General features: G+C 71.6%; 11 protein-coding genes. 8 read left to right on the top strand and 3 right to left on the bottom strand.

The window, feature by feature from the left end; genetic code table 11:
* The first annotated feature begins 321 nt into the window (after nucleotides 1–321).
* A complete protein-coding gene (locus GGD88_RS13430) occupies nucleotides 322–999 on the top strand; it encodes a YceI family protein (protein WP_184436283.1) in 678 nt (225 codons plus the stop codon).
* A 13-nt stretch (nucleotides 1,000–1,012) separates the two neighbouring features.
* On the opposite strand, the gene GGD88_RS13425 is transcribed toward GGD88_RS13430, so the two are convergent.
* From GGD88_RS13425 to GGD88_RS13415, 3 genes are read right to left on the bottom strand one after another with little or no spacing between them, the layout of a single operon-like run.
* Nucleotides 1,013–1,780: an ABC transporter ATP-binding protein gene (locus GGD88_RS13425; RefSeq protein WP_184436281.1), complete on the bottom strand. Its 768-nt coding sequence runs from the start codon at nucleotides 1,778–1,780 to the stop codon at nucleotides 1,013–1,015.
* Entirely contained in the window at nucleotides 1,777–3,279 is a 1,503-nt protein-coding gene (locus GGD88_RS13420) for a hypothetical protein (protein WP_184436279.1), read from the bottom strand. Before GGD88_RS13420 ends, GGD88_RS13425 begins: the two co-directional genes overlap by 4 nt.
* The gene (locus tag GGD88_RS13415) at nucleotides 3,272–4,648 is read right to left on the bottom strand and encodes an EAL domain-containing protein (RefSeq protein WP_184436276.1); all 1,377 of its coding nucleotides are present in this window, start codon (nucleotides 4,646–4,648) and stop codon (nucleotides 3,272–3,274) included. The genes GGD88_RS13420 and GGD88_RS13415 overlap by 8 nt, the downstream gene beginning before the upstream one ends.
* A 481-nt stretch (nucleotides 4,649–5,129) precedes the next feature.
* Here GGD88_RS13415 and GGD88_RS13410 point away from each other — a divergent pair, with 481 nt between their 5' ends.
* From GGD88_RS13410 to GGD88_RS13380, 7 genes are all read left to right on the top strand, one after another.
* Nucleotides 5,130–5,897 carry a metallophosphoesterase family protein gene (locus GGD88_RS13410; RefSeq protein WP_246423760.1) on the top strand — a complete coding sequence of 256 codons (768 nt, stop codon included), beginning with the start codon at nucleotides 5,130–5,132 and terminating at the stop codon, nucleotides 5,895–5,897.
* A 235-nt stretch (nucleotides 5,898–6,132) separates the two neighbouring features.
* Nucleotides 6,133–7,779: a flagellar basal-body MS-ring/collar protein FliF gene (gene fliF / locus GGD88_RS13405; protein ID WP_184436274.1), complete on the top strand. Its 1,647-nt coding sequence runs from the start codon at nucleotides 6,133–6,135 to the stop codon at nucleotides 7,777–7,779.
* A 30-nt stretch (nucleotides 7,780–7,809) separates the two neighbouring features.
* The gene (gene fliG / locus GGD88_RS13400) at nucleotides 7,810–8,829 is read left to right on the top strand and encodes a flagellar motor switch protein FliG (protein ID WP_184436272.1); all 1,020 of its coding nucleotides are present in this window, start codon (nucleotides 7,810–7,812) and stop codon (nucleotides 8,827–8,829) included.
* A gap of 109 nt (nucleotides 8,830–8,938) precedes the next feature.
* Entirely contained in the window at nucleotides 8,939–9,853 is a 915-nt protein-coding gene (locus GGD88_RS13395) for a FliH/SctL family protein (protein WP_184436270.1), read from the top strand.
* Between the two features lie 129 nt (nucleotides 9,854–9,982).
* Nucleotides 9,983–10,261 (top strand): flagellar motor switch protein FliN, encoded by a 279-nt coding sequence (gene fliN, locus GGD88_RS13390; protein WP_425502595.1) that lies wholly within the window; start codon nucleotides 9,983–9,985, stop codon nucleotides 10,259–10,261.
* A gap of 5 nt (nucleotides 10,262–10,266) precedes the next feature.
* Entirely contained in the window at nucleotides 10,267–11,106 is an 840-nt protein-coding gene (locus tag GGD88_RS13385) for a motility protein A (protein ID WP_184436264.1), read from the top strand.
* Between the two features lie 27 nt (nucleotides 11,107–11,133).
* Nucleotides 11,134–12,621 (top strand): sigma-54-dependent transcriptional regulator, encoded by a 1,488-nt coding sequence (locus GGD88_RS13380; RefSeq protein WP_184436262.1) that lies wholly within the window; start codon nucleotides 11,134–11,136, stop codon nucleotides 12,619–12,621.
* Nucleotides 12,622–12,673 lie beyond the last annotated feature (52 nt).

Raw genomic sequence — 12,673 nt, 5'->3', positions numbered from 1 at the left:
AGGACATGGGGCCTCCCACTTGATGCAAGGGAGTCCCCTACAGAATCCATTTCAAGCTCGACCGCTACCCCGATTTCTCAAATGCGATTCCCTTGGGGACGACCCCGCCCGACTCCCGTCCGCTCCCATTGCGACTCCGAATCGGTCCAGCCTGGACGGCGCGCGCCCGCGCTCCCATGTCTCCCGGGATGCCGTCACGGCGCCGTCACGGGGCCGTCGTGGCGCCGCCCGATTGCAGCCCCAGACACTCACCCCGACTCACACTCACCCCGACTCACACCCGACCACAATCAAAAGACGATCGCACAGGGAGACGCCAGGATGATCACCCCGCTCGCTTCCCCTCCCCGTCCGCGCCGGCGCGCCCGGGCCGTGGCCGCCGACGCCGGCGCCGGCGCCCGTCGCGTTCGCGTCGTCCTCGCCGCCGGGCTCGGCCTGCTGCTGGCGCTGGCCGCGGCCCAGGCCGCCCGCGCCGCCACCTGGACGCTGGACGACGGCGCCTCGTTCCTCAGCTTCGCCTCGATCAAGGCCTTCGACATCGGCGAGGTGCACAGCTTCAGCGACCTCTCCGGCGGCGTGGCCGAGGACGGCACCGCCACGGTCCGGATCGACCTGGGCTCGGTCAACACCGGCATCGACATCCGCAACGAGCGCATGCGCGACATGCTGTTCAACGTGGCGCAGTTCCCGGTCGCCACCATCACCGCGTCGGTGCCGCTGGACAACATGGAGAGCCTGGCGGTGGGGGACAGCGCGGTGCGCGACGTCACCGCCCAGTTCTCGTTGGTCGGGGAGAGCAACGACCTCGCCATGCCGGTCATGGTCACCCGCCTGGGCGAGGGCCGGGTGATGGTGCAGCCGCTCCAGGTCCTGATGGTGCAGGCCGACGACTACGCCCTGGGCGAGGGCATCCGCAAGCTGCGCGAGGTCGCCGGGCTGGAGCACATCAGCCACGCCGTGCCGGCCACCTTCACCCTGTTCTTCGACCGCACCGAGTAGCCCTCGCCCGCCGTCACGCCGGCGCGGCCTCGTCGGGCCGGCGCGCGATGTCCAGGAACACCTCCTCCAGGGTGCGCCGGCCGTACCGGGCGATCAGGTCGGCCGGCGGTCCCTGGTCGTGGATGCGGCCGGCCTTCATGATCAGCACCTCGTCGCACAGGCGCTCGACCTCGGCCATGTTGTGCGACGCCAGGAACATGGTGGCGCCGACACGCCGGCGCCAGCGGTCGAGGTAGCCCCGCACCCAATCCCCGGTGTCGGGGTCGAGCGAGGCCGTGGGCTCGTCCAGCAGCAGCAGCACCGGGTCGTTCAGCATTGCCTTGGCCAGCGCGACCCGGGTCTTCTGCCCGGCGGACAGCTTGCCGGCCGGGCGGTTCAGCAGGCCGGTCAACTGAAGGTCCTCGGCCACCGTGCGGATGCGCCCGCGCACGTCGCGCACGCCGTAGAGGTGGGCGTAGACCACCAGGTTCTCGCGCACGGTCAGGCGGTGCGGCAGATCGACGTAGGGCGAGGAAAAGTTCATGCGCGCCAGCGCCAGGTGGCGCTCGTGCCGCATGTCGCGCCCCAGCACCCGCAGGCTGCCGTCGCTGGGCAGCAGCAGGCCGACGATCATGGAGATGGTGGTGGTCTTGCCGGCGCCGTTGCCGCCCAGCAGGCCCACGGTGCGGTTCAGCGGCACCGAGACGTCGAGGCCGGCGACGGCGGTCACGGTCTCGCCCGCCGGCCCCGCGAACACCTTGGTCAGCCCGCGCGCCTCGATCGCGGCCGGCGTCTCGCTCATGGCTCCGCTCCCGTCCCGTCCGCGCCGGCCCCAGCGTTGCTCCCGGCGTTGCTCCCGGCGTTGCTCCCGGCGCCGAAGCCAGCGACCCCGCCGGCCAACAGGGTATCGACGTGATGGCCCTGGAACATGGTGATCTCCAGCTCACGGCCCAACGCCACCGCCGCCGGATCGTCGCAGCGCGCCAGGATGGTCCGGGCGCCCTCGCCGCGGCGCAGGCGCTCCGCAAGGGCGCGGCCGTCGCCGGCCGCCATCTGCGCCGGCAGGCCGGCATGCCAGAACAGTTTCATCAGGTCGACCCCCAGGCGGTCGCGGTCCAGCAGCCCCAGGGTACGCGGGTCCAGGTAATCCACGCACACCCGGTAGCCGCGCTGGTGCACGAAGTCGCGGGCGAACGCGAACGCCTCCAGGTCGGCGAAAATGTCCTCCACCCGCAGTTCCAGCACCACGGTGCCGTGCAGACCGGCGGCCAGGGCCTGCTCGAACTTCAGGAACGCCTCCGACAGGATGGTCTGGACGTTGATGTTGATGGAGAAGCCGCCCTTCGTCAGGCGCGGCCCCTCGCGGTTGAGCCAGGCCAGCACGCGCCGGTCCAGGGTCTCGGTGAAATGCTGGAACAGCCACCGGTTGGCCATCAGGTCGACCCGGGGCGCAATGGTGTCGCGCAGTTCCGGAATCGAGACGTACAGTTCGGAGAACAGCGGATGCGGCGGCGCCGCGCCCACCAGGGCGCACACCGCCTGGCGGCGTACGTGGTTCGACAGGTCGGCGCGCGCCAGGCCGTTCTCCAGACGGTCGAGAATGTCGGCGTCGATGGGCCGGCGGCCCCCGGCGCCCGCCGCTGCGGGCCGCCCGCGCCCCTCGGCGGCGAACGGCCGCCAGTCGGGCTCGACCTCATCGCCGTCGGCGGCGCCGGCGCGACGATCGCCCGGTCCGCCGGCGCGCGCCGGCTGGCCCGCCACGGATACGCCGAGCCGCGCGGCGGCGGCCTGTTCGGCGGCCTCGGCGGCGGCGCGCGCGGCGTCGCCCTTGGCCATGCCGGCGCGGGTGCCGTCGCGGCGCGCCCGCGCCTCGGCCTGGGCGATGGCGTCGGACTCGTAATGCTCGGCCAGCGCCCGCAGGCGCGGGAAGTCCGTCTCCAGGTCCCACCACTGCAACAGCGGGCTGTCGCGCCCGGGCGGGTCGTCGAAGTGGACCGCCAGCGGATCCTCCGGCATCAGGAACCGCAGCCGCACCAGCAGCGCCCGCACCCGGTCGGTCTCGTCGCGCGGGAAGCCCAGCAGGTAGTCCCCCTCCGGCAGCCGGAAGACGCGCGCCAGCCCGGAGCGCACCAGCGGGTCCAGGGCCGCCTCCAGGGCGCGCAGGGCGTCGTCGTCGCGGTTGTCCGGCCGCAGCTCGGCCACCCTCAGCCTGAGCATGCGCAGGCCAAAGTGGGTGGCCGCGATCTCGCGCACGTAGTCCGCCAGCAGGAAGCCGGAGCGGATGGCGGGCGGGTCAGCCATCGTCGGCCTCCGGGCGGGGATCGACCATCTCCGCCAGCCGGCGCGGCAAGGCCCGCAACTCGGTCACCGCGTTGAGCCGCGGCGGGTTGGGGCAGCTCGCCCGCGTCGGGCCGGCGGCGGCGCGGCGGCGCTCGACGCACTGGGTCAGGGTGCACAGCGCCCGCTTGGGGCACCCGGTCATGGTGGTGGCGCCGATCACGCGGTCGACGAAGAAGCCCTGGAACCGCCGCAGGCCCCGCCCCAGGCCCCACAGCAGCGCGGTCTCGTCCTCGACGTGGCTCAGCACCACCCGGTCCGGGCCGAGCGCCTGGAGCAGCACCACGGGATGGGGACCGTCCCACACGCTGGCCGGGTCGGCCAGATCGGGATCCCAGACCAGCTTGAGGCCGTCCACCGCCAGACGCGCCGGGTCCAGCAGCGCGAGGGTGCGCGGGGTGACACCGTCGAGCACCAGCGTGTGGCCGCGCGCGTGCAGCCGCTCGGCGGCCTCCGCCAGTCGGTCCAGGTAGGTGAAGGTGTCGATCACGCGCACCTCGACGACCAGGCGCGTGCGGGCGGGCAGGGCGCGCTCCAGCGCGTCCAGGCCGTCGCCGAGCACCGTCTCCAGGTTCAGGTTGAGCGCCATGGTCTCCGGCAGCAGGGCGCGGTCCAGGCGGGCCAGGGCGTCGGTCAGGCGGCGGTCGAGCAGCCGGCACACCTCCTGAAACAGCCACCGGTTGGCGGTCAGGTCGAGGTCGGGGGCGCAGCGCCGGCGCACTTCGGCCAGCGCGACGAAGACCTCCTCGTGGACCAGATGGCCGCGCCGGGCCTCGTCGATCTCCACCACGGCCTGGCGCTGGATCAACGGCTGCGGGTCGAGCTGCGCCAGTGCCTCGGCCACGCGGATCAGCAGGCGCGGCGCCAACGCCCGGTCTTCCGTCGGCACGGTGCGCTGGATCACCCGCCAGGGATCCACCCGGCCCTGGCGGATGGCCTCGATGCGGCCGCGCAGGGTGCGGCCGTCGTGCTCCAGCTCGTAGGCGGCCGCGAACAGGTCGCGCCCGTCGGGGGTCTCGGCGCGGCTGCCCGGATCGGCCCGGAACAGCGCCCGCAGCCGCTCCACCTGGGTCTCCAGCGCGCTGGCCGGGACGTCGCGGCCGACCACCACCAGATCGCCGTTGGACAGCAGAAACACCTCGCAGCCGTACCCCGTGACCAGGGGCGCGAACAGATGGGCGGCGATGCGCAGCCGGATCCAGGTCCGGTTCGCCGGTCGCAGCCGGGACAGCGAGACGTAGACCGCCCGGCAGCCCTCGGGCGCCCGCGACAGCCGCTCCAGGCCATCCAGAAGACTCTGGTCCCCATGGACGAGGGAATTGCTGGGTGTCATATGCTAGAGTGCTACCAAGTCGAAGGGGTCTGCGGCCGGCTCGCCGCGCACGGAGCTGGCCCCAAGGCCGACACCATCGACGATATCATGGTTCGGCCGGGTGTCGCCAAGATGCAGACCCGCCGCGTGCAGGCCGGACCCGGAGTGGCGTTCAAGGTGGAGGTGGAGGTGAAGTTGGGGTCGGGGCCGGGGCGGCGGCACGGCACGGACCCGGGGAAACGGGCTGGCGCATCCGGCACGATGGGGTGCCATGCCTTATTCGGGGCGCGATTGGGCGCGCGCAACGGGTCCGGCACGGCCCGAGGCACCAGACCGCCCCGCGATCCCCAGGCCGGGCGCGACGCCGGTACGGCCGTCACGGACGTCCGGCAGACAAAGGCCCGGCAGACAAAGGCCCGGCAGACAAAGGCCCGGGGGACAATGGACCGGCGGGCAATGGACCAGCGGGACACGACCGGGAGGGAGAGGTCGAGACGTGACGATGATGGAGGGAGCATGGCCTGTCGACTTCTGGATTCCGGCACCCGGCCGGGTTCCGGAGGGCGTCAGGGTTTATGCCATCCCCGACATTCATGGCCGCGCCGACCTGGTGGAGCGGCTGCTCGGACTCATTGATCTCGACCTGGCCCGCAGCGGCGCCGAGCCGGAGCGGGCCGTGGCCGTGTTCCTCGGCGACTACATCGACCGCGGACCGCGTTCGCGCCGGGTGCTGGACATCATCACCAACGGCATGCCCAAGGGGCTGGAGACGGTCTTCCTGATGGGCAATCATGAACATTTCGTGTTGTCGTTCCTGGACGGCGAGGCCGAGCCCGCCGGCTGGCTGTTCAACGGCGGCATGGATACGCTGGCCAGCTACGGCGTGCCGGTGCCGGACACCGGATACCTGACGGCCGAGTCGGAGAACAACCTCAGGGCGGCCCTGCTGGATGCCCTGCCCGAGCGGCACATGATCTTTTTGCGCAACCTGAAGCTCATGCATCGCGAGGGCGACTACCTCTTCGTCCATGCCGGCGTGCGCCCCGGCGTGACGCCCGAGCATCAGGCCACCGACGACCTGCTGTGGATCCGGGGGCCGTTCCTGACCAGCACCGCCGACTTCGGCGCCGTGGTGGTGCACGGCCACACCATCACCCCGCGCCCGCTGGTGCTGGCCAACCGGATCGCGCTCGACACCGGCGCGCACGAGACCGGACGCCTGACCTGCGGGGTGTTCGAAGCCGACCGGCTGCGCTTCCTCCAGACCTGACGCGCGCCCGTCCCGGCGCGCGCCCCGCGCGCGTCGCTCCCGGCAACTTCTGCCTACCGTTAAGGAGTTCTTCAGCCTCGCTGGCTAGCCTGTGCGTGGGTCAGCGGCGGTTGCGGCCGCCCGCCCCCGGTGCGGAGCGGTCCGAATACCGTCCCGCCACGACCCGCCCGATCACAGGTTTTCCGCGTCGCCGCCCTGCCCGCAGGCCGGCGCGCCCGACCAGAGAGGCCATGCCGTGAGCGGCTTCATGGACCAGATGCGCGGTCTCGGACCGGCCCGCCTCGCCGCCATGGCGGGCGTGGCGGTGGCGCTGATCGGCCTTGTCATCTTCTTCGCCACCCGCTTCGCCAGTCCGCAGTACGAGTTGCTCTACAGCGGGCTGAACCAGGCCGACGCGCGCGCCATCGTGCAGAGCCTGGAGGACCAGAACATCCCCTACCAGATCGCCGGCAACGGCACGGAGGTCCGCGTCCCCGCCGACCAGCGCGACCGCATGCGCCTGCAAACGGCGGAGCTGGCAGCCGGCGGCGGTGCCTCGGTGGGGTACGAGGTGTTCGACAACACCAGCGCCCTCGGCTCCACCAGCTTCATGCAGCAGGTGAACCTCAAGCGGGCGCTGGAGGGCGAGCTGTCGCGCACCATCCGCTCCATCGACGGGGTGCAGAACGCCCGCGTCATGCTGGTCATGCCCCAGCGCGAACCGTTCTCGCGCGAGACCAACGATCCCTCGGCCTCCGTGACTCTGGCGCTCAACGGCCGCCGCCTGGACACCAGTCAGGTGGTGGCGATCCAGAACCTGATCGCGGCCTCCGTCCCCAAGATGTCCACCCAGCGCGTCTCCATCGTGACCAACCGCGGCGAGATGCTGACCCGCGGCATGGACAGCGACGGCAGCCTGGCCGCGCTGACCCGAGAGGACCAGCGCCGGGCGACGGGCGAGAAATACGCCCGCAAGATCGAGGACCTGCTGGGCGCGACCCTGGGCATGGGGGCGGTGCGCGCCGTGGTGACCGCCGACATGAGCTTCGACCGCGTGGTCACCAACGAGGAGGTCTACGACCCCGACCAGCAGGTGGCGCGGTCCACCGTCACCGTGGAGGAGACCCTTCAGAGCAATGACCGCGAGCCGGCACCGGTCACCGTGGGCCAGAACCTGCCCGAGGGCCAGTTCAACCAGACCGACGGCGCCGGCACCTCGACCAGCGAGAACCGCACCGAGGAGACGGTGAACTTCGAGATCTCGCGCCGGGTCACCAACCAGGTGCGCGAGGGCGGCGTGATCGACCGCCTCAACATCGCCGTCCTGGTCGACCACGCCCGGGTGACGGCCGCCGACGGCACCGTGACCTACGAGCCACGCAGCCCCGAGGCGATGGAGCAGATCACCGCCCTGGTGCGCTCGGCGGTGGGGTTCGACGCCACCCGCGGCGACCAGATCGAGGTGACCAACCAGCGCTTCGCCGCCATGGACGACATGATGGGCGAGGAGCCCTGGATGTTCATGGGCTTCACCAAGGACGAGATCATGCGCATGGCCGAGGGCCTGGGCGTGGCCGTCGTGGCGGTGCTGGTCATCCTGCTGGTGGTGCGTCCGCTGGTCACCCGCGCCTTCGAAAGCCTGCCGTCGGGCGCCGACGGCGGCGGCACGGGCCTGCTGTCGGCCGAGGCCGCCGGCGCGCCGCAGCTTCCGGGACCGGCCACCGCCCCGGTGCCCATCGGGCTGGGCCTCGACGACATGGAAGACGCCGACGAGCTGATCGACATCGAAAAGGTCGAGGGCCGGGTGAAGGCATCGAGCCTGCGCAAGATCGGCGAGATCGTCGAGAAGCACCCCGAGGAAGCCCTCAGCATCATCCGCAATTGGCTCTATCAGGAAAGCTGAGCCCCGCCATTCGTCAACGGAGGTCGCGCCGTGGCCCGCGTCAAGGAAGACTACCGCAGCCTCACCGGACCCCAGAAGGCCGGCATCATGATGCTGTCGCTGGGGGAGGAATACTCGGCCAAGCTGTTCTCCATGATGGACGACGAGGAGATCCGCGAACTTTCGCAGGTCATGGCCAATCTCGGCACCATCAGCTCCAACCTGGTCGAGCGCCTGTTCGTCGAGTTCGCCGACGCCATCTCCAACACCGGCTCGCTGGTGGGGTCCTACGACACCACCGAACGCCTGCTCATCCGGTCGCTGCCCAAGGACCGGGTCGAGGCCATCATGGAGGAGATCCGGGGCCCGGCCGGCCGCACCATGTGGGACAAGCTGGGCAATGTGAACGAGCAGGTTCTGGCCAACTACCTGAAGAACGAGTATCCGCAGACCGTCGCCGTCGTGCTCTCCAAGGTCAAGCCCGACCACGCCGCCCGCGTCATGTCGCTGTTGCCCGAGAACTTCGCCATGGAAGTGGTGATGCGGATGCTGCACATGGAGGCGGTGCAAAAGGAGGTGCTGGACGGCGTCGAAAAAACGCTGAGGACCGAATTCATGTCGAACCTGGCCCGCACCGCACGCCGCGATGCCCACGAGATGATGGCCGAGATCTTCAACAGCCTCGACCGCAACACCGAGAACCGGTTCGTCACCGCCCTGGAGGAGCGCAACCGCGAATCCGCCGACCGCATCAAGCAGCTCATGTTCACCTTCGAGGATCTGGTGCGGGTGGACTCGCAGGGCGTCCAGGTGCTGTTGCGCCACGTCGAGAAGGACAAGCTGGGGCTGGCCCTCAAGGGCGCCTCCGACAGCGTCAAGGAACTGTTCTTCAAGAACATGTCCGAACGCGCCGGCAAGATGCTGCGCGAGGACATGGAATCCATGGGGCCGGTGCGGGTGCGCGAGGTCGACGAGGCCCAGAACTCGGTGGTCTCGCTCGCCAAGGAGCTGGCCAACAGCGGTCAGATCGTCATCTCCGATGGCAAGGAGGACGACGAGCTGGTGTACTGACCGCCCGTCCCGACTCCTGCGGGCGTCGGCCTGCCTCCGTGTCCCGTTCCCCCGGGCGCCCCCCTGCGCCCGCCCCTTGTTCCCGCGATCCCAGCGGAGCCCGTTGTCCATGGCCACCGTGCAGAAGTTCCTGTTCGACCGCTCCTTCGACGATCCCGACGTGCGCCGGGCCGCCGAACGCCGGCTCGATGCCGCGCGGGCGCGCGACGACGAGGCCGAGCACCGGCGCCGCGACGACGGCGGCCGCAGCGGCGACGAGGACAGCGGCGAAGCCTATGCCGGGCTCGACCGGCGCCGGCGCGCCAGCGACGACCCGCCGCCGCCGCCCCCCGACCTGTACACGGCGGCGCAACTCGAAGCGGCCCGCGAGGAGGGCTATATCAAGGGCCACACGGCGGCGCTGGAGGAGGCGGCCACGGCCGACGGGCACGTCAGCGCCACCGCGCTGCGCACCATCGCCGAGGCCGTCCACCACATGGACGCCGCCCATGCCACCCATGTGGCCGGCCTGGAGAAGACCGCCACGCGTCTCGCGCTGGCGATCGCCCGGCGCCTGCTGCCGGCCACCGCCGAGCGGGTGGCGGCGGAGGAACTGGAGCATCTGGTCGCCCATCTGCTGCCGGACCTGATGGACCAGCCGCGGCTGGTGATCCGGGTGCACGGCGCCCTCGCCGAGACCGTGCGCGCCGGCGTGCGCGACCTTCAGACCACCAGCGGCTATGAGGGCCGCATCGTGGTGCGCCCGGACAATGCCCTGGGCCGCGCCGACTGCCGCCTGGAATGGGGCGACGGCGGGGTCGAGCGCGACACCGGGCAACTCTGGGAGGAAATCGAGGCCGCCGTGGAACGCCATCTGCGCGAGCCGGTGCCCCCGGCGCCGGCGGCCGCCCCCTCCGCGACCGAGACGCCCCCGGCGCCGCCCGCAGCGTCCGCCCCAGCGTCCGCCACAGCGTCCGCCACGGTTCCGAACGAAACCTGGCCGTCCGGACCGGCCCTCGAAGCCGCCCCGGCAGAGACCGCGTAACCCCCGCCACCACCGGCCGGCCCGTCGGCCGCCGAGAGGGAGACCAGCATGTCCGACGAGAACGACTTCAGCCTCGACGAACTGGGCGATGCGCAGCGCGCCGAGGCCGCCGAGGACGCCGCCGAGGACATGGGCGCGCACGTGCCCGACCGGCCGCGTTCGGCCTCCGATCTGGAGGCGGTCTACGACATCCCGGTGCAGGTCTCGGCCGTGCTGGGTAAGTCCCACATGCAGGTCAACCAGCTTCTCAAGTTGGGCCGCGGCGCCGTGGTCGAGCTGGACCGCAAGGTCGGCGAGGCCATCGACATCTACGTCAACAACCGTCTGGTCGCCCGCGGCGAGGTGGTGGTCGTCGAGGAGCGCCTGGGCGTGACCATGACCGAGATCATCAAGACGGACCGGAGCTGACCGGCATGGCCGACGGCGGTCCTTTTCTCGACCGGTCGCGCCGGGCGCTGTCAGCGGACAGTCACGCCGGGGTCGATCTGGCCACGGTGATCGGCATCGGCGGCGCGCTGGCCCTGATCGCGCTGGCCATGCTGCTGGGCGGCTCACCGGGGTCGTTCCTGGACATTCCGGCGATCCTGATCGTGGTCCTGGGCACCCTGGCGGTGACCCTGGCCGCCTTCACCTTCGACGAGGTGGCGGCCGCCTTCGCCGTGCTGCCGCGCACCGTGCTGCATCCACGCCTGGATGCCGGCGACGCCGCCGACCGCATGCTCGACCTGGCCGAGGAGGCGCGCAGCCGCGGCCTGCTCAAGCTCCAGGGGGCGCCGCTGGAAGGCACCGCCGACGAGCCGTTTCTGTACAAGGGCCTGTCGCTGGTCATCGACGGCACCGCCGAGGACGAGGTGGAGGCCATGCTGCGCCAGGAGATGGACGCCACCGCCGCCCGCCACGCCCGCAGCGTCGGGGTGCTGCGCCGGGCGGCCGAGGTCTCGCCGGCCATGGGGCTGATCGGAACCCTGGTCGGCCTGGTGCAGATGCTGGGCAACCTGGACGACCCGGCGCGCATCGGCCCCAGCATGGCGGTGGCCCTGCTGACCACCTTCTATGGCGCCATCCTGTCCAACGTTGTCTTCGCGCCCCTGGCCAGCAAGCTGGAACGCAACGCGGCCGAGGAACAACTCGTGAATCATCTTTATGTCGTGGGGGTCGTGTCGATCGCCCGCAAGGAAAACACCCGGCGGCTGGAGATGCTGCTCAACAGCGTCCTGCCGCCGCATCAACGGGTGCGCCGGGTCCATGTCTAAGCCTCACATCTCATCGCGGGTCCAGCCATGCGCGTGCTGATCATCGGCGCCATGGAGGGCCAGGTGGGCGCCGCCGCCCGCATCGCCGTGCAGCGCGGTGCCAAGGTGGCGCAGGCCGACGACGTGGCGGCGGGCCTGGAGGCGCTGCGCGGCGGTCGCGGCGCCGACCTGGTGATGGTCGACGGCCAGTTCGACGTCGCCGGCCTGATCGACGCTCTCGCCGCCGAACACATCGTCGCCCCGGTGGTGGCCTACGGCGTCGGCACCGACGCCCGCATCGCGGTGCGGGCCATCAAGGCCGGCGCCAAGGAGTTCATCCCGCTGCCGCCCGACCCCGCCCTGATCGCCGCCGTGCTGGAGGCGGTGGCCGAGGAGCGCCACGCCCTGGTGTTCCGCGACCCCGCCATGGCGCGCGTGGTGCGCATGGCCGAGCAGGTCGCCCCCAGCGACGCCAGCGTGCTGGTGACCGGGGAGTCCGGCACCGGCAAGGAACTGATCGCCCGCCACCTGCACCGCAAGAGCCGGCGCGCCGACGGCCCGTTCATCGCCGTCAACTGCGCCGCCATCCCCGAGGCCCTGCTGGAAAGCGAGCTGTTCGGGCACGAGAAGGGCGCCTTCACCGGCGCCGTGGCGCGGCGCATCGGCAAGTTCGAGGAGGCCAACAACGGCACCCTGCTGCTCGACGAGATCTCCGAAATGGACGTGCGCCTGCAGGCCAAGCTGCTGCGCGTCATCCAGGAACGCGAGATCGACCGCATCGGCGGCAAGCAGCCGGTCCGGGTCAACACCCGCATCGTCGCCACCTCCAACCGCGACCTGCGCGCCGAGGTGGCGGCCGGGCGGTTCCGCGAGGACCTGTTCTTCCGGCTCAACGTCATCACCCTGGCGCTGCCGCCGCTGCGCCAGCGGCCGCAGGACATCGACCTGCTGGCCGGGCATTTCGCGCACAAGTACGCCGAGGCCAACCAGATTCCGGACCGGCCGCTGGCGGCGCCGGCGCTGGCGGCGCTCAGGGCGCATCCCTGGCCGGGCAACGTGCGCGAACTGGAGAACACCCTGCACCGCGCCGTGCTGCTGGCGGACGGTGACGAGATCGGCGTGGAGGCGGTCATGATCGAGCCCGACGGCAGCCCCCTGAGCCCGCACGGCCCGGAGGCCGCGGCGGCGCCGGGCGCGAACGGCGGCCACGGCGGACACGGCAGCCCCGGCGCCGACCCGGCGGCGCCGTCCGCGGCCGGTTCCGACGCGGCCACGCCCGGTGGGGGGACGGGCGGCGGGGTCGGCGGTCTGGTCGGACGCACGGTGGCCGACGTGGAACGCGACCTGATCATCGACACCCTGCGTCACTGCCTGGGCAACCGCACCCACGCGGCCACCATCCTGGGCATTTCCATCCGCACCCTGCGCAACAAGCTGCGCCAGTACGCCGACGAGGGCGTCGCGGTGCCGGCCCCCGGCGGTGGCTCGCCCTCGGCCGGCGCCGGTCCCGAGACCTCCACGGCGCCCCGGGCCTGAAGACGGCCCGCGACGCCAGACCCTGACGGCAGCCCGTGACGGTTGGCCCCGA

Source organism: Roseospira goensis (assembly GCF_014197795.1).
Lineage (GTDB): Bacteria > Pseudomonadota > Alphaproteobacteria > Rhodospirillales > Rhodospirillaceae > Rhodospira > Rhodospira goensis.
This window is presented reverse-complemented; position numbering and strand designations above follow the sequence as displayed.